15 protein-coding genes are annotated in these 16298 nt (G+C 56.9%); 10 read left to right on the top strand and 5 right to left on the bottom strand.

From position 1 onward, the window contains the following. Positions 1-89 precede the first annotated feature (89 nt). A complete protein-coding gene (locus CFT68_RS20180) occupies positions 90-1520 on the top strand; it encodes a DEAD/DEAH box helicase (protein ID WP_088845487.1) in 1431 nt (476 codons plus the stop codon). Positions 1521-1594: 74 nt separating this feature from the next. Here the strand turns inward: CFT68_RS20180 and CFT68_RS20175 are convergent, their stop codons facing one another. The 3 genes from CFT68_RS20175 to CFT68_RS20165 all read right to left on the bottom strand — a co-directional run bounded on the left by CFT68_RS20175 (position 1595) and on the right by CFT68_RS20165 (position 3917). Further along, positions 1595-2008 carry a hypothetical protein gene (locus tag CFT68_RS20175; protein ID WP_088845486.1) on the bottom strand — a complete coding sequence of 138 codons (414 nt, stop codon included), beginning with the start codon at positions 2006-2008 and terminating at the stop codon, positions 1595-1597. Positions 2009-2241: 233 nt separating this feature from the next. Next, a complete protein-coding gene (upp, locus tag CFT68_RS20170) occupies positions 2242-2880 on the bottom strand; it encodes a uracil phosphoribosyltransferase (protein WP_394340121.1) in 639 nt (212 codons plus the stop codon). A gap of 65 nt (positions 2881-2945) precedes the next feature. Next, positions 2946-3917, bottom strand: coding sequence for a GNAT family N-acetyltransferase (locus CFT68_RS20165; RefSeq protein ID WP_088845484.1), 972 nt, complete (start codon positions 3915-3917; stop codon positions 2946-2948). Between the two features lie 155 nt (positions 3918-4072). Here CFT68_RS20165 and CFT68_RS20160 point away from each other — a divergent pair, with 155 nt between their 5' ends. The 7 genes from CFT68_RS20160 to CFT68_RS20130 all read left to right on the top strand — a co-directional run bounded on the left by CFT68_RS20160 (position 4073) and on the right by CFT68_RS20130 (position 12451). Further along, positions 4073-5971, top strand: coding sequence for a hypothetical protein (locus CFT68_RS20160; RefSeq protein ID WP_088845483.1), 1899 nt, complete (start codon positions 4073-4075; stop codon positions 5969-5971). A gap of 187 nt (positions 5972-6158) precedes the next feature. Further along, a complete protein-coding gene (locus tag CFT68_RS20155; protein ID WP_088845482.1) occupies positions 6159-6521 on the top strand; it encodes an ADP-ribosylation/crystallin J1 in 363 nt (120 codons plus the stop codon). A gap of 61 nt (positions 6522-6582) precedes the next feature. Then, positions 6583-8430: an ABC transporter ATP-binding protein gene (locus tag CFT68_RS20150; RefSeq protein WP_088845481.1), complete on the top strand. Its 1848-nt coding sequence runs from the start codon at positions 6583-6585 to the stop codon at positions 8428-8430. 153 nt (positions 8431-8583) lie between these two features. Continuing rightward, positions 8584-9000, top strand: a complete 417-nt coding sequence (locus CFT68_RS20145; RefSeq protein WP_088845480.1) for a hypothetical protein — start codon at positions 8584-8586, stop codon at positions 8998-9000. Positions 9001-9015: 15 nt separating this feature from the next. Beyond that, positions 9016-9600 carry a D-sedoheptulose 7-phosphate isomerase gene (lpcA, locus tag CFT68_RS20140; RefSeq protein ID WP_245815462.1) on the top strand — a complete coding sequence of 195 codons (585 nt, stop codon included), beginning with the start codon at positions 9016-9018 and terminating at the stop codon, positions 9598-9600. A 176-nt stretch (positions 9601-9776) separates the two neighbouring features. Then, entirely contained in the window at positions 9777-11315 is a 1539-nt protein-coding gene (locus CFT68_RS20135; protein ID WP_088845479.1) for a YifB family Mg chelatase-like AAA ATPase, read from the top strand. A 104-nt stretch (positions 11316-11419) separates the two neighbouring features. Next, positions 11420-12451 carry a quinone-dependent dihydroorotate dehydrogenase gene (locus CFT68_RS20130; RefSeq protein ID WP_088845478.1) on the top strand — a complete coding sequence of 344 codons (1032 nt, stop codon included), beginning with the start codon at positions 11420-11422 and terminating at the stop codon, positions 12449-12451. A gap of 36 nt (positions 12452-12487) precedes the next feature. On the opposite strand, the gene CFT68_RS20125 is transcribed toward CFT68_RS20130, so the two are convergent. Both CFT68_RS20125 and CFT68_RS20120 read right to left on the bottom strand, forming a co-directional pair. Continuing rightward, positions 12488-13162, bottom strand: a complete 675-nt coding sequence (locus CFT68_RS20125) for a DUF2306 domain-containing protein (RefSeq protein WP_088845477.1) — start codon at positions 13160-13162, stop codon at positions 12488-12490. A gap of 131 nt (positions 13163-13293) precedes the next feature. Then, the gene (locus CFT68_RS20120) at positions 13294-14412 is read right to left on the bottom strand and encodes an acyloxyacyl hydrolase (protein ID WP_170934871.1); all 1119 of its coding nucleotides are present in this window, start codon (positions 14410-14412) and stop codon (positions 13294-13296) included. Between the two features lie 275 nt (positions 14413-14687). Here CFT68_RS20120 and CFT68_RS20115 point away from each other — a divergent pair, with 275 nt between their 5' ends. Both CFT68_RS20115 and CFT68_RS20110 read left to right on the top strand, forming a co-directional pair. Continuing rightward, a complete protein-coding gene (locus CFT68_RS20115) occupies positions 14688-15434 on the top strand; it encodes a porin family protein (RefSeq protein WP_088845475.1) in 747 nt (248 codons plus the stop codon). A 178-nt stretch (positions 15435-15612) separates the two neighbouring features. After that, the gene (locus CFT68_RS20110; protein WP_088845474.1) at positions 15613-16284 is read left to right on the top strand and encodes a porin family protein; all 672 of its coding nucleotides are present in this window, start codon (positions 15613-15615) and stop codon (positions 16282-16284) included. Positions 16285-16298: the final 14 nt, after the last annotated feature.

Genomic DNA, 16298 nt, shown 5'->3' with positions numbered 1-16298 from the left:
TTTTTTTCGTACTTATCTCTAACAAGCTGTCATCCTGAGCTTGCCGCCGGTATTCCCCGTACCTTTGCGCTTTGAAATACCTTTTTGTCATGTCAGATACGCCGCAGCCGCTCTCCTTTGCCGATTTTAAGCTCAACAAGCAACTCCTCACGGCCGTGGCCGAGGCGGGTTTTGAGCATCCAACGCCCGTGCAGGAGCAAACTATTCCGCTGCTGCTGGCCGGGCATGATGTACTAGGCATTGCCCAGACCGGCACCGGCAAAACGGCCGCTTTCGGTCTGCCGCTGCTCATGAAGGTGAAATATGCGCAGGGCACGCACCCACGCGCCCTCATTATGGCACCTACGCGGGAGTTGGCCATGCAACTGGAAAGCCACTTGCAGAAGCTGGCGGTGTATACTGATCTGCGCATTTTCGCTATCTACGGTGGCCTAGGCCCTAAAACGCAGATTGAAACCATTGCCAAGGGTGTAGATATTCTGATTGCTACACCCGGCCGTCTGATGGAGCTATATCTGCGCGGCGACCTAATACTAAAGGAGCTGAAAACGTTGGTGCTTGATGAGGCCGACAAGATGATGGATATGGGTTTCATGCCCCAGATCCGGCGGCTGCTGGAGGTGATTCCGCGCAAGCGCCAGAACGTGCTGTTCTCGGCCACCATGCCAGATAAGGTAGCCACCCTAAGTGAAGAGTTTCTGGAGTTTCCGGTGCGGGTGGAAGTGACGCCTTCGGCTACCTCGGCCCAGAATGTGTCGCAGAGCATGTACGAGGTGCCTAACCTCATCACGAAGATCAACCTGCTGGAATACCTGTTTCTGGACTGGGACGCCTTTAACCGCGTGATGATTTTTACGCGCACCAAGCAACACGCCGAAAACGTAGCGAACTTCCTGAAGCGGAAAGCGCACGGCGAGGTGCGGACCATTCATGGCAACAAGGGCCAGAATGTGCGCATCAATGCCATGGAGGCCTTTAAGGCAGGCGAAATTCGTTTCCTAGTGACGACGGATGTGGCGGCTCGTGGCATCGATGTGCCGGAAGTAAGCCACGTCATCAACTTCGATGTGCCGCTGGTGTATGATGATTACGTGCACCGCATTGGCCGCACGGGCCGCGCGCAGCACACCGGCGCGGCCATCACCTTCGCCAACGAAGCCGAAATGCACCATATGGAAAAGATTGCCGAGCTGATTCGGCAGGAAATTCCGCTGCTGCAGCTGCCGCCTGAAGTAGAAGTGGTGAAAACCGGCTTCGAGGAGCAGCAGAGCATGGACCGCGAGAAGGATGAGCGTCGCAAGCGCGAGGACCCAAACTTCCAGGGTGCCTTCCACGAGAAGAAAGAGTGGATCAAGCCCGGCGTAACGATTGACAAACGCACCGGCCGCGAGTTTGCGGTAGCGCCCAATCGCAGCCAGAAGGGCAACAAGGCCAATCCATCCAAAGGCAAAGCCTCCTCCCCTTCTACCAAAGCCTTCCGCGCCGCTCAGGGCCGCGCCCGCGCCCGCCGGAGCAAATAACGCCAGTGTATTCATGAAAAAGGCCGCCCTTCACATTGTGGAGGGCGGCCTTTTTCATGAATACACTGGCGCTGTTACCGGTAATGGTCGAAGATGGCGAGGTGGCTGAAGCGGACGGCCAGGATGGTAAGAGTACCACCCCAAAGCACCGCGCTCCAGAGCATGTGAAACAAGATGCGGAAGCGGGGCACGTGTAGCTGCGTGGCAATAACGGTTCCTCCGATAGGGCTGAACAGGATGGGAGTGAGAAAAGCAATGCCCACCATGCCAAAGCGGCGGTAGATGCGCACAATCCCTCGGCTCCGGCGGTTGAACAGCGGCTTGCCTTTTTCCTGACGCTTGCGGCGCTGATGCAATGCCCACGCCTGGCCTACGCTGGAAATAATAAGCACGGTGGTCATCATGCCCGTTACGCTGAGGCCCCATACCAGGCCAGCGGGCAAGCCCGAGGCTATACCCGCAATAGGTCCGGCCACGAACTTGAACATGCTGACCAGAAAGACCGAAGCGTATTTTAAATAGACCGGAACCACAGACGTTTGCTGGAACCGCCTGACACTCAAAAAAGTGGCAGACAGGAATGCGTGAATAGAATACAACCAACGAGCCGCGCCCGTTCAAGTTGGCGCCGAATGATTAAGAGCGTGTTACCCTTTTGCGGCGCGCCTATGCTGCCCGCAAATACCTTACCCAATCGGATTAACCAGCCGCACCGACAGGCCTAGAGCTTGCTGCCGTATGACAAGTCGCCGGCATCGCCGAGGCCGGGCACGATATAGGCTTGGTCGTTCAGGTGGTCGTCGATGGCGGCGACCCAGAGGTTGGCTTCAGGCACTTCGCGGGTGACGTATTCTACGCCCTGGGGGCTGGCAATAACGGCCGCAATATGCACCTGCCGGGGTGTACCGAAGCGCAACATGGCCCGGTACGTTTGCACCAACGATTTACCGGAGGCCAACATTGGGTCAACCAGGATCAGGACACGCTCATCCAGGCTGGGGGCCGATAGATAATCGACTTGCACCTGCACCTGGGCCGTACCCTCGATGCGATAAGCCGCCGCAAAAGCAGAAGGCGACTGGTCGAAGTAATTCAGAAAGCCCTGGTGGAAGGGCAGGCCGGCGCGCAGCACGGTGGCCAGCACCGGAAAATCGTGCAGGTGTTTGCTGCTGGATTCGCCCAGCGGCGTCTTCACCGTTTTATCGGTGTAGCTGAGCTGCGAGCTGATGCGGTAGGCCATGATTTCGCCGAGGCGCTGCAGGTTGCGGCGGAAGCGGAGGGAATCCTGCTGCACCGTTACGTCGCGTAGCTCGGCCAGAAAATGGTTGGCAATGGAGGGCTCAGCGCACACAACATGCACGCGGTCGGAGTCATAGGCAGGCGCAGCGGCCGGAGCGGCGGCGAGAGAATCGGCAGAGGTAGGCTTCAGCGCATCCATGAGAGATACCAAGGTCGGTGAGAAATACAGGAGAAGGCCGCGTACGGCACGGGCGTGGCCCCGAAATTGGCGAAAAAACGAGCAATTGACGGTATCATACCGCCTTCAAAATCCAGAATCAGCCCCGGCGTACCCGCATAGCGTCGAATCTGGTGGTCGAGCAGCAGTAGTGGTGCGCCCGCTTTTTTGCCTTCGGCAGAGGCAGCTGCAAACAGGTAAATCAGGCGGGTACGGTACTTCACAAACAAGGCAGCGGCCAGAAGCTCTTTGGTTTCGGGGTGCCATACTTCCAGTATTTCCGACAGTTGGCGCTGCTGCAGAGCCACTAGTAGGTTACGCAACACGCTGTAATGCCGGCGTTTCAGACCAGCCTCATAGCCCTTGGTTTCTTGGAAAAGCGTCAGCAATGGCTCAGCGTCAGTGGTGGCCCTGACTGTGAGACGAGAGGCGTAAAGCTGACGCAACCGGCGGCGGTAGTCGGCGGCGTAGGCCACTTCCAACGTCTCGTAGGCCACTGCCAGGCTTAGCTGATACGTTTGCCGGTGCGTGCAGACCAAAAAACTGTGGCCTAGGCCTATCGAAAATTTTCCGGCAGGCACTAGTTCGTTTTGGTCGTTGAATTGGGTGTAGATCTTTGTATAGCGCAGCCCCGCACTCCTATGGTCCCACACTTCCCGAATGGCCGGACGCACCTGTTTTTGGGACGTGAGCAGGCCTAGCTGCTGCGTGAAGGGCGGCTGGTACACCTCTAGGCCACTCAGCCGACGCTTTATGGGCAGGGGCCATATGCTCAGATAGCGGCCAGTTTCATCGTCTGTTTTTACCAGCGCGTCCCAGCGGCCAGCGGTAGCCTGCAGCCACCACGAGTGCGCGTAGGGCACTACCTCGCGGGCCGAGGACACGCAGGCATCCCAGGCAGCAAGGTCTATTTCGTGGTGGCGAAGCAAGCGCAATGGCATGGCCTAAAGGTAGTGCGCCAAGTCACTTCTGGCGCTTTCGTAGGCCAGTAGCAGACGTTTTTTTGGTTCTGTGCGTTGGCACCTCATCCCACTCTTGCCGATCCTGCGTAGGTTTGTCGACCCGCGCGTCGGTTTCGGCGTAAAGGGCTCTGCTTATGAGAAAACCCTACCTCCTTTTTCTGGGGCTGACGAGCCTGCTGGCCGCTCCCGCCATAGCTCAGGATACGCCCACCACCCGCCCTACTGATGGCCAGGGTAACTGGGTGACGTATGATACGCCCGTTCCGCTGGCCCCCCCCAAACGGACCAGCAACCTGAGCGCGCAACCAGGATCCAACACCAAAACAACTATGGGCACCACGTACGTGCCTCTGGATGCTGATATCTACCGCCTGATTGACCGCTATGCCATTCAGTACGGACCCGATTCGCTGGGAGATTTGCATACCTCGGTGCGGCCGTATACTCGGGCAGCCGTGGCCCGCCTGGCCGAGCGCATTTTGCAGGATTCCTCGGCGGGCCTCTCGCGGCAGGACCGCTTCAATGTGCGGTACCTGCTCCGCGACAACTGGCACGATACCCGCCAAGATTCGGCCATCAACCAGCGCGACCAGCCTATTCTGAAGTATTTCTACCAGCGGCCCTCTGACCTCTATAGTGTAGAAACGCCGGACTTTTCGTTGCGCGTGAACCCGGTACTGGGCCTGAGTTTAGGTAACAGCGACGGCAGCAAGAGCTATAGCTTCCTCAACACCCGCGGCGTGCAGTTGGAAGGCACCATCGATCAGCGCCTAGGATTCTACACCTTCCTGGCTGATAACCAAATGGCTATGCCGGAATATGTGCAGCAGCGCATCGACCGCGACAAAGCCGTGCCGCATGAGGGCTTCTGGAAGCCGTTCAAAAACACGCCGGGTCAGTACGACTTCCTCTCAGCTCGTGGCTATCTAACCTACGCGGCCGGAAAGCACGTGAGCTTGCAGCTGGGCCACGACCGCAACCAGATTGGTAACGGCTACCGCAGCCTTATCCTGTCTGATTATGCGGCACCCTATCTGTTTCTGAAGGCCAACACCCGCATCTGGAAGTTCCATTACGAGAACCTGTTTGCCCAGATGACGGCCGACGCGCCCAATGTAGATGCCTCCTACGACCGGAAATACCTCGCTTTCCATCACCTAAGCTTCGATATTCTGCCTAACCTGAACGTGGGCGTGTTTGAGAGCGTGGTGTATAGCGGTTACTCTTCTACATCGGATAGCGTGCTCGTGAATGGTCAGCCGGTTTTGCAGCCCCGCCGCCGCGGTTTCGAGCTTCAGTACCTCAACCCGATTATCTTCTATCGGGCGGTGGAACAGGGTACTGGCTCTGAGGATAACGCGCTGCTGGGCCTAGACTTTAAATGGAACATCAAGCGCAGCGTACAGCTCTACGGGCAACTCGTGCTGGATGAGTTCGTGCTCAGCCAGATCCGAAGCGGTGACGGCTGGTGGGCCAACAAGCAAAGCCTGCAACTAGGCGGCAAGTACATCAACGTGGCCGGTATCCGGAACCTCGATATCCAGGGTGAATTCAACTTCATCCGGCCCTACATGTACCAGCACGAGGATAAATTCCGCAACTACCAGCACTATCAGCAGTCGTTGGCTCACCCCATGGGCGCCAACCTGTGGGAGCTGATCGGGATTGTGAGCTACCAGCCCTTGCCCCGCCTGAATGTGGTAGCCAAAGGCTTCTACAGCAAGCAGGGCCTCGACCCCGCGGGCCAGAACTACGGCTCCAATGTGCTCCTGCCCTACACCAACCGCCCCCTCGATGCCAATGGCCAGATTCGGGAATATGGCTTTATGGTAGGCAGCGGCCCGACATCTTACCTCTTCCACGGCGACTTCACGGCGACCTGGCAGGCGGCCCACAACCTGTGGCTCGATGGTAAAATGATTGTTCGTCATCGCACACTCAACCAGCCTGTACCGTTCTTCACGGCCGGCACCGATGCCCTAGCCTCGGTAGCGCTCCGCTGGAACATCGCCCAGCGCCTACACGAGTTCTAGGCCAGTTAGTTTCCTAAAAGAACGTCATCCTGAGCTTGCCGAAGGATTTCGCGTGCAGACATTGGGTTACTAACTCAACATCAGCACGCGAGATCCTTCGGCAAGCTCAGGATGACGTTCTTTTTTAGTTGTAGGCCAGTTTACCTTGTCCTCTCTTTACCGTCCGTCACCTCATCACCTGAAAACCATGCGTCATGAACCTTCTGCCTTGCTGCTGTACTGGCCTGTTGATCAGCAGGAGCTGGATTTGATTGCGGCTTCGGGGTGGCTGGAGTTTCCGCCGCGCCTTCCAGAGCAACCCAGCTTCTGCCCGATGCTGCAAGAGGCCTACGCGGCCCAGCTGGCCCGCAGCTGGGACAACGCGGGTGCTGGAGTGGCCTACGTGCTGCGTTTTGCTGTAGACGCGGAGTATGCCGCCTGCTTCCCAGTGCGCTCTAGCATTGGTGGCCTAGAGCAGCAGTCGTTCTGCGTGCCCGCCGAGGAGTTGCCCGATTTCAATCAGCAGCTACTTGGCCAGATTGAAATTGTGGCGATGGTAGAAGTGGCCTAGGCCAGTACCTTCTGCTCAAAAAGTCGCCAACCCTGGGAATGCGCTACCTTTGCCGCTTCCGATGAAGACTTACCTCCGCATTCTGCAGTACGCCCGCCCGTGGGCCATTTTCCTGCCGCAATACCTGCTGTACACAGTGCTGACCATCATTTTCAGCATTGCCAACTTTACCCTCATTATTCCGCTGCTGAAGGTATTGTTTGACAAGACGGACACAGTGAAGCTACAGGCACCTGCTTCGTTGCCCACATTTACGCCCACTATTCAGTGGGTTTCCGATACGTTTTATTACTTCTTCGCCGATGTGCTGGCCGACCGCGGCAAGCTGGGCGCGCTGGCGTTTGTGTGCGTGGTGGTAGTGATATCGGTGTTGCTAAGCAACGTTTTCCGCTACCTGAGCCTGCGACTGCTGGCCAAGGTGCGCGCCCGCGTTATCCGAAACCTGCGCCACGACCTATACCACCGTATCATTGGCCTACAGCTCAGCTTTTTTAGCAACGAGCGCAAAGGCGACCTGATGTCGCGCTTCACTAGCGACGTGCAGGAAGTGGAAACTTCCGTGGTAAACACTATGACGGCCGTTATCAAGGAACCGCTCACGATAGTGGCTTACTTTGTGGTGTTGTTCCATATTTCGGTGCCGCTGACGCTATTTACCCTGATTCTGCTACCGATTTCGGGCGGCGTTATTGCCACGGTGGCCAAGCGCCTGCGCACCCAGGCCAAGCAAAGCCAGAGTACCCTCGGCACCATGCTTTCCGTGATTGATGAAACGCTGGGCGGCGTGCGGGTTATCAAAGCCTTTAACGCCCAGGACTATATTAAAGGCAAGTTTGAAGCCCAGAACGACCAATATGCCCGCACCTCCCGCGCCATCGACAACACCCGCGACCTGGCCTCTCCATTCTCCGAATTTGCTGGCGTTTCAGTCGTAGCGGGCCTCTTATATTTTGGCGGCACGCTGATTCTGGGTGGCCAATCGAACCTGACGGGCGAGACGTTTATTGGCTATGTGATTCTGTTTTCGCAAGTGCTTACGCCGGCTAAGGCGTTGTCGTCATCGTTCGGCAACATCCAGCGGGGCCTGGTGGCCGGCGAACGAGTGCTGAGCATTATTGACACCGAGCCCGCTATCCGCGACAAGCCCGATGCCAAGGTGTTGCCGCCCTTTGAGCAGCAGATTGAGCTACGCAACCTACAATTCAGCTACGGCGATACGCCCGTGCTCCAGGATATCAACCTCACCATTCAGAAAGGCAAGACCGTGGCGCTGGTAGGCCCTAGCGGCGGCGGCAAAAGCACTCTCGCCGACCTGCTGCCCCGCTTCTACGACCCCACAGGCGGCCAGATGCTCATCGATGGCCACGACGTGCGCGACTGCACCATTCACTCCGTCCGCGACCAGATGGGCATCGTCACGCAGGAAAGCATTCTGTTCAACGATACCATCTTTAACAATATTCGCTTCAACACCCAGGCCACCGAGGCCGAGGTAATGGAAGCCGCCCGCATTGCTAATGCCCACGACTTCATCACGGCCTCGCCAGAAGGCTACCAAACGGTTATCGGCGACCGGGGCTCCCGGCTTTCAGGTGGGCAGCGGCAGCGCCTGAGCATTGCCCGCGCCATTCTGCGCAACCCGCCCATCCTAATTCTGGACGAGGCCACCTCTGCCCTCGATACGGAAAGCGAAAAACTCGTACAGGAAGCCCTCACGCGGCTCATGCAAAACCGCACCTCCCTGGTCATTGCCCACCGCCTGAGCACCGTGCAGCACGCCGATGAGATTGTGGTGCTCCAGCACGGCCGTATTGTAGAGCGCGGCACCCATGAGCAGTTGCTGCGCAACGAAGGTGGCCTGTACAAGCGCCTGAGCCTGATGCAGACCACCAACGCAGCCTTGGTATAGGCCTAGCCTATACTAGGGCTCCCAGCTTAGTGCAACGGCAGAAAGCTGAACAGTAGCAAAAGCGTATTAGACTGGCAAAACACTATATTTAGTCCGCCAACCCTGCTTCTGCGTACTATACGCTTTGTTTTCCCCTCTTAGCTTCTGAAATCCATGCTTGCAATCAAACGTTTGATAACCATTCTGGTAATGGTATTTCTGCTGCTAGGCCTATTGATCCTGCTCAGCCCAGCCGTACGAAATTCCTTCTCGAACATGGCTGGCTCGCCGGAATCGTTGTTTTTCGGCCTGTTCATTACGGCCATCATCTTGCTAGGCCTGCAGTTGATTACGGAGAACCTGGACAGCACCATGCTGCGGCGCGACATTACGGCGCGCGAAGGCAAGATCAATGAGCTGAAAGCCCGCCTTTACGACCAGCAGATGGAACAGCAGCGCCTCACAGAGCGCATGCCCGGCGCCGCCCCGCGTACCGGCGTCACCACCATTCCCGAAGGCTACGTGCCGCCCTCCACGCCCACGGCCCCTTCTTCTACCCCCTACGATTCTTCGGGCCAGCCCCTGGCCTAGCATTCTTTTCTACCCGTGTCCGAACTGCTTACCAACCTCGTTCAGGCCGAGCTGACCGAAGCCCGCGCCGTCCTCGACCGATTTCTGCAAGACCCTGCCAACCTGCAGGCAATTGAGCAAGCCGCGCGCCTGATAGCCGGTGCGCTTGATGAAGGCGGTAAAGTGCTGACCTGCGGCAACGGCGGCAGCCTCTGCGATGCCCAGCATTTTGCGGAGGAACTCACGGGCCGCTACCGCCAGAACCGCCGCGCCCTGGCCGCCATTGCCCTCACCGAAGCATCTCACATGAGCTGCGTAGCCAACGATTTCGGTTACGACTACGTGTTCAGCCGCTATGTGGAGGCGCTAGGCCGCCCCGGTGACGTATTGCTCGCCATCAGCACCAGCGGCAACTCGCCTAACGTCCTCTTGGCCGCCGAAGCAGCAAAGGAAGCCGGCATGAAAGTGGTGAGCCTGACGGGTAAAGACGGTGGCAAACTGGCCCATATCAGCGACGTAGAGATCCGGGTGTCTCATATGGGCTACGCCGATCGTATCCAGGAAGTCCACATTAAGGCCATTCACATCATGATCATGCTGATTGAGCAACTGGTAAAATAATACCACGGTACTGAGAGTGCAAAAGGCGTATTGATTGGGGAGGAGCAAGGTGTAAGCTGGCTTTTCCCCGATCAATACGCCTTTTCGTTAGGCGAAGAGTGGCCTAGATTTATGGGTGACGCGGTATCTTTGTACTCGAAATTTTCCTATTACTGTTCAGCTGTATTTTTTGATATATGCTTACTAAAACCTTCGGCTCTTCCGTGCAAGGAGTTAATGCTTATACTATTACCATTGAAGTAGTTGTATCGCAAGGAACAGGCTTTTTTGTGGTGGGCCTGCCTGATAATGCTATTAAGGAGAGCCAGCAACGGGTGGAGGCTGCGCTCAAGTTTAAGAATTACCGCATGCCTCGCACCAAAGTGGTGGTGAATATGGCGCCCGCCGATATCCGCAAGGAAGGTTCCTCCTACGACTTGCCCATTGCGCTGGGCATTCTGCATGCCTCGCAGCAACTCAATACGGAGCTACTAGGCCAGTATGTGGTGATGGGCGAACTGGCCCTTGATGGGGCATTACGGCCTATTCGGGGCGTATTACCCATTGCTATTCAGGCCCGCAAGGAAGGCTTCAAAGGCTTTATTCTGCCCAAAGAGAATGCGCTGGAAGCCGCTATTGTCAATAACCTCGACATTATTCCTGTCGAGACGATGCAGGAAGCTGTAGACTTTCTGGAAGGACGCCAGCACATAGAGCCGCTGGTAATTGACACGCGCGACGTATTTCAGAACACCGCCAACCAGTACGCCGCCGACTTTGCGGATGTGCAAGGCCAGGAAAACATTAAGCGTGCCCTGGAAATAGCAGCGGCGGGCGGACACAACGTAATAATGGTGGGCCCTCCGGGTGCCGGCAAAACGATGCTGGCCAAACGGCTGCCCAGTATTTTGCCGGCCCTGAACATGCAGGAAGCGCTGGAAACCACGAAAATTCACTCGGTAGCGGGCAAGCTGGGCACAAACAGCTCGTTGCTGAACTCAAGACCTTTTAGAAGTCCGCACCATACTATTTCGGATGTGGCGCTGGTAGGTGGCGGCGGCAACCCGCAGCCGGGCGAGATTTCCTTGGCGCACAACGGTGTGCTGTTTCTGGATGAGCTGCCGGAGTTTAAGCGCACCGTGCTGGAAGTAATGCGGCAGCCCTTGGAAGAACGCCGCGTGACCATTTCGCGGGCTAAGCTCAGCATCGACTTTCCGGCAAACTTCATGCTCATAGCCAGCATGAACCCCTGCCCTTGCGGCTACTACAACCACCCCGAGAAGGAATGCGTGTGCGGCCCCGGTGTGGTGCAGCGCTACCTCAATAAGGTGAGTGGCCCCCTGCTGGACCGAATTGATCTGCACGTGGAAGTAACGCCCGTCACGTTCGACCAGATGACGGAAACGCGCCGCTCCGAAACCAGCCAAGATATTCAGCAGCGGGTGGAAGGTGCCCGGCAGCGCCAGGCCGAGCGGTTTCGGGAGTTTCCGGATATCCATTCCAACGCCATGATGCCTTCTCAGATGGTGAAGGATATTTGTCGCATCAACCAGGCTGGCCACACGCTGCTCAAGACCGCCATGGAGCGCCTAGGCCTATCAGCCCGCGCCTACGACCGTATTCTGAAAGTAGCGCGCACCATTGCCGACCTAGCTGGCACCGACGACATCCGAATAGAGCACCTGGCCGAAGCTATCCAGTACCGCAGCCTCGACCGCGAAGGCTGGGCGGGATAGGAGGTGAAATTGTGAGATGGACGTTCTACTGGCCTAGACTGCGCCAATTGCGCAATTAGCACGTCCAACTCACCATCTCACAATTTCACCATCTTTGCAGGGCCATGTACAAAGCTCTGCTGAAACCTCTTTTTTTCCAGCTCGACGCCGAGCGGGCTCATCATCTGGTATTTGATAACCTGAAACGGATGAGCCGGATGCCGGGTGCTACGGCGCTGCTACGGGGGCTCTACGATTTTCGCGACTCTGGCCTGGAACGGGAGGTATTTGGGCTGACTTTCCGGAATCCGGTGGGCCTGGCGGCGGGCTTTGACAAGAACGCTGTGCTGACGGATGAGCTGGCTGCGCTGGGCTTTGGGTTTGTGGAAATCGGGACGGTGACTCCGCGGCCACAGCCGGGAAACCCGACACCGCGCTTGTTCCGGCTGCCCACCGATGAGGCCCTCATCAACCGAATGGGCTTTAATAACGAGGGCGCGACGGCAGCTGCTGCCCGCCTGCGTCACCGCCGCTCCGATATGCTGATTGGCGGTAACATCGGCAAGAACAAGGATACGCCTAATGAGCTAGCGGCCCACGACTACGTGGCCTGCGTAGAAGCCCTGCATGAGGTGGTGGACTACTTTGTGGTGAATGTATCGTCGCCGAACACGCCTAATTTGCGCCAGCTGCAGGAGCGCGAACCCCTGATTCAGCTATTGCAACAAGTGCAGGAGCGTAACCAGTCGTTGCCCACGCCTAGGCCACTGCTCCTCAAAATAGCCCCCGACCTAACGGATGGCCAGCTCGACGACATCCTGCTCATCGCCCGCGAAACCAACCTGAGTGGCCTAGTAGCCACCAATACTACCATCAGCCGCGACGGATTGCTGACACCGGCCGGGCAAGTAGCCGCGCTGGGAGCCGGTGGGCTTAGCGGCAAACCACTGCGGCAGCGAGCCACCGAAGTAATCCGCTACCTGCATCGGCACAGCTCCGGGCAGCTACCTATTATTGGGGTTGGCGGTATTCATTCGCCTCAGGATGCACAGGAGAAACTGGCAGCAGGCGCCTCCCTGATTCAGCTCTACACGGGCTTTATTTATGAAGGTCCTGGCTTGGTCAAGCGCATCAACCAGGCACTGGTTAGCGCCTGATAAGTTCCTGCTAACTTTTACGTTAGAGACCTTTGCCTATTTACTGACACTAACAGCCGCCAGCGCAGAACTGCTGCCCCTAGTGGGCACGTAGCGCCGCTGTAGCCAGATCAGCAAAGGCACCAACACGGCGGTAGGCCACAGGAAGTTGATTGGAAACGGAATGAACTTCAGGCTGGTGGCCGAGAAGGCCGATACGGCGGCAATGTAGGAGCCCACAAAGCCGGAAATATGATTGCGCAGCCATTGGCCCGCTGGCCAGGCGCCGGGTCGGCGGAAAGCCAGCAGCTGCCGGACCGTCGTCATGACGCCAATACCACCGAATACCAGAGGCACCGGGTTGAAGGGGCGGTGCAGCACTCCGTAGGCCACTGTTCCGAGAAAGATGATTAGGCCAAGTAGGCCACTCGCCCAATCGTAGAAGGCAGGCTGCTGGCCCTCCCCCATGCGCTTATGCTGCAGGGAGCGGTAGCCAAACTGTGCCAGATAGAGGCTAAAAATGCCGGTAAGCAGCAGAAACGTCAGTCCCTGCAGGCTTGCCGAAACAATAGCCGTGCTACCAGCTACCAGCATCGACCAGAAGAATACCCGGCCCCACAACCGATGAGCCGTTCCGCCTTTCCGTACCGCTAGCGCCACGGGGGCTACAAAGAATCCGGTGAAACCGGCGGCAATATGCAGCCAGCGGTTCAGGAGCAGGAAGGTTTCCATATAGAAAGCCGATGGAGAGGATGAATGATGAGGCAATATCACCGCCCGGCAGCAGTGCGCCCATTACATCTTACCCAGCTCCCGAAAAGCGGCGCTGAACTGCAGAATTCGATGTCTGAAGCGAAGCTGCGCTACAGCCGCATGCCCAGTCGGCACTCCACTACATCGGCGGCACCGCGGTGTACTTTCAGATCAATATTGCCGAAAAAGCGCTCCGTGAAGAAGTATTTCAGGCCCAGCCGCTCGTAGTAGAACTTGTTGGATTTGTAGGGATTGTAGACGTAAAACCCCAGGTGCGAGACGAAGGCCAGCCGGCCAAACAACAGCTCGTGGCCCAGGTACACGCCGGCTTTTTTCACATCGGGCAGGTTGTCGGTGGTGCGGGCAGTATCACGCAGCTCGGCGGCCAGACTACGGTCATAAAAGCCTTCCAGGCCTACTACGAGGTTGCTTTTCCGGTTTACGCGGCGCCCGGCAGCTACCGTCACGGAGTTCACCCAATACTTCTGACTGTTTTGCACGTCCAGCTGCTTTACGCCGGCGGTAGTACTTATCTCCAGAAAGCTGCGGCCCACATCGGGCGGCATGAGGGCAGCTTCGCCGATGGGCAGCGGCGAGAAGGGCCGCTGCTGATGGTAGTTGAGGCCCAGCAGTACCGTGGGTAGGTTGATGCCGAAATTAGGCTTGGAGGTAGCCCCGTTGGAGTAATGGTTCAGGCCCAGGCCCAGCAACAGGCCTACGCGCTCAGAAAGCGCCACATCGTACTCCAGGCGGGTCTGGATGGTGGCGTTCAGCCGGGAGCTGACGATGGTATTTTTGTGGTTAGTTTCCCGGTCGTAGGCCTGTGGGAAGTAGCCCACACCCGTTCCGATGCGGAAGTTGAGCTCCTGCCGCCGCGTACGCCAAAACGACTTATTGATGTACACGCCGGCCGCATACGACTGGCCTAGCACCGGGTTATGGTAGTCGTAGTAGGTAAGGGCGAAGCCGATTTTGGGGTAGCGGTACCAGGCGTGCCAGGGCGCCGAGCCATTCGTTTGCCGCTGCACATTCAGCTCTACGCCCGTAGGATGCGACACCGAAAGGTGCTTGACGGAAGGCGTATGCGCCACCACAAAACTGCCCAGGCCATACGCCCCAATCACCAACGGGCCAGCGGGCTCAGCAGGCTTTCCGGCTTGCCCCCAACTTTGGCTTATGCTCCCCCCGAGCAGTAGGCTACTCAAGAGCACTTTGTATCGAATCATCATAGAAAACCAACTGGCAAGCCGCTCAAAAATAGCGAAACCCACCCGACGCGCCATCGGAAACCTACGCTAAACAGGAAGTTTGTAAGAGCCTACTGCTGTTGTGGTTTGCCGGAAACGAGCGTGTTACCGCAGGTTTAAATCTGAATAAAATGCGTGCTAATCCGCAACCCTGGCCTACCGCTTTACGCTATGACTCCCTGAAAACCACGAGGAACGTGGCTGTAGTGGTCGGTGAAGTGGTGTAGAAATTGTCTTTCAAATTCCTCTCTTTTAGTATGAAAAAATTTGCAGCTCTCTCGCTCGTTCTCGTGTCGGCGGCTTCAGTAGCCCACGCTCAGGATGCCGGCGGTTTCCGCATTGGCCTGAAAGGTGGCGCTACGTATTCCAATATCTCAGGCAAAAATGTAGACCAGATTACGGGCCCGAACTATAGCACCGATCTGGGCGACTACAAGCTCGGCTACAACGCTGGCGTGGGTGCTATCATCCCGCTCAGCAGCGACGGCTTCTTCTCGTTTGCTCCCGAGGTGTTGTATAACCGTAAAGGATACGAAGTTAAATCGGAGCGCTCGACTGGCCTACCCGCTGGCGTTTCGAAGGTAGAGTTAGAGCAACAGCGTGTTCTGCACTACATCGATGTTCCTCTGCTGGCGCGCATCAACGCCGATGGACTGTTTTTTGAACTCGGCCCACAGGTGAGCTACTTGTTCGGCTCCAAAAACAAGCAGCAGACGACCACCAAGTACACGAACGGCGACAAAGATAAGGTGGAAGACAACAGTGGCTTCCAGGACTACACGGGCGTAAGCCGCGACAAAGCGTACAAGTCTGACCTAGCGCAGTTTGACATCAGTGGTGTGGCCGGCATTGGCTACATGACCGATGGCGGTTTGAGCCTGGGCCTGCGCTACGCCCGCGGTTTCAACTCGCTCATTGATAGCAAGGACACCCAAAACGAGTCGAAGGCATTCAACAATGCCTACACGCTGCAGGTAGGTTATTTGCTGCCCACTGGCCGCTAGGCCACCCTATCCGAAAAACCTGAAAAGCTGCCGACCTGAAAAGGTCGGCAGCTTTTTTTATGCTCTACTAAAAGCGCCGAAACACCGGAAATGCTGTTCCGATATATACGCTGGACGCTATTTTGAGCGTTACCCTGGCCTAGAGTGCATTTCTTTTCCCCTAACCATTTCCCTTCCTATGAAAAATATAGCTTTTGCAACCGGAGCCTTGCTAGCTGCCGCTACCCTCGTTTCTTCCTCGGCCCACGCACAGGGCATCCGGTTGGGTATTAAGGGCGGTGCCAACCTGTCTAACCTATCTGGCGACCTTACGGATGAGGATCGGTTTGAGAATAAACTCGGCTTTCATGGAGGGGTGATGCTCAATATCGGCCTGCTTGATGATGGGTTCCTGTCGTTGCAGCCGGAAGTGCTGTTCTCTCAGAAAGGCTTCCAATACGCCGATAATGAGTTTAACATCGGCAACAACACCATCAAATACGAAGGCGACCGGACCTATAACTACATTGATGTACCGGTGCTGCTGAAGATAAACGCTGGCGGTCTTTTCTTTGAGGCGGGCCCGCAGTACAGCTACTTGCTGAAGGTAAAGGACGAGTCGAAGGTGTCGGTAAATGGCAATACCGCCACCCAGCGCAGCGGCACCAGCGACCTGGACAACGTGAATCGCAACGAAATAGGGTACGCCGCTGGCCTGGGCTACCAGTCGGATATGGGCTTGTTGCTAGGCCTGCGCTACAACGGCTCCTTCACTGATTTCGGAAAAGACGGCTACCAGGACAATGACGTGAGAAACGCACGCAACTCCGTGTTTCAGTTATCGTTAGGCTACCTGATTCCGGGCAAATAGGTCAGCTTAATTCC

Source organism: Hymenobacter gelipurpurascens, assembly GCF_900187375.1.
Taxonomy (GTDB): domain Bacteria; phylum Bacteroidota; class Bacteroidia; order Cytophagales; family Hymenobacteraceae; genus Hymenobacter; species Hymenobacter gelipurpurascens.
This window is presented reverse-complemented; position numbering and strand designations above follow the sequence as displayed.

Excerpts from the sequence above, each read along its gene's own strand:
- CFT68_RS20180 (WP_088845487.1), top strand. The coding sequence starts at position 90 with ATGTCAGATACGCCGCAGCCGCTCTCCTTTGCCGATTTTAAGCTCAAC.
- CFT68_RS20175 (WP_088845486.1), bottom strand. The coding sequence starts at position 2,008 with ATGTTCAAGTTCGTGGCCGGACCTATTGCGGGTATAGCCTCGGGCTTG.
- CFT68_RS20165 (WP_088845484.1), bottom strand. The coding sequence starts at position 3,917 with ATGCCATTGCGCTTGCTTCGCCACCACGAAATAGACCTTGCTGCCTGG.
- CFT68_RS20160 (WP_088845483.1), top strand. The coding sequence starts at position 4,073 with ATGAGAAAACCCTACCTCCTTTTTCTGGGGCTGACGAGCCTGCTGGCC.
- CFT68_RS20155 (WP_088845482.1), top strand. The coding sequence starts at position 6,159 with ATGCGTCATGAACCTTCTGCCTTGCTGCTGTACTGGCCTGTTGATCAG.
- CFT68_RS20150 (WP_088845481.1), top strand. The coding sequence starts at position 6,583 with ATGAAGACTTACCTCCGCATTCTGCAGTACGCCCGCCCGTGGGCCATT.
- CFT68_RS20145 (WP_088845480.1), top strand. The coding sequence starts at position 8,584 with ATGCTTGCAATCAAACGTTTGATAACCATTCTGGTAATGGTATTTCTG.
- CFT68_RS20135 (WP_088845479.1), top strand. The coding sequence starts at position 9,777 with ATGCTTACTAAAACCTTCGGCTCTTCCGTGCAAGGAGTTAATGCTTAT.
- CFT68_RS20130 (WP_088845478.1), top strand. The coding sequence starts at position 11,420 with ATGTACAAAGCTCTGCTGAAACCTCTTTTTTTCCAGCTCGACGCCGAG.
- CFT68_RS20125 (WP_088845477.1), bottom strand. The coding sequence starts at position 13,162 with ATGGAAACCTTCCTGCTCCTGAACCGCTGGCTGCATATTGCCGCCGGT.
- CFT68_RS20120 (WP_170934871.1), bottom strand. The coding sequence starts at position 14,412 with ATGATGATTCGATACAAAGTGCTCTTGAGTAGCCTACTGCTCGGGGGG.
- CFT68_RS20115 (WP_088845475.1), top strand. The coding sequence starts at position 14,688 with ATGAAAAAATTTGCAGCTCTCTCGCTCGTTCTCGTGTCGGCGGCTTCA.
- CFT68_RS20110 (WP_088845474.1), top strand. The coding sequence starts at position 15,613 with ATGAAAAATATAGCTTTTGCAACCGGAGCCTTGCTAGCTGCCGCTACC.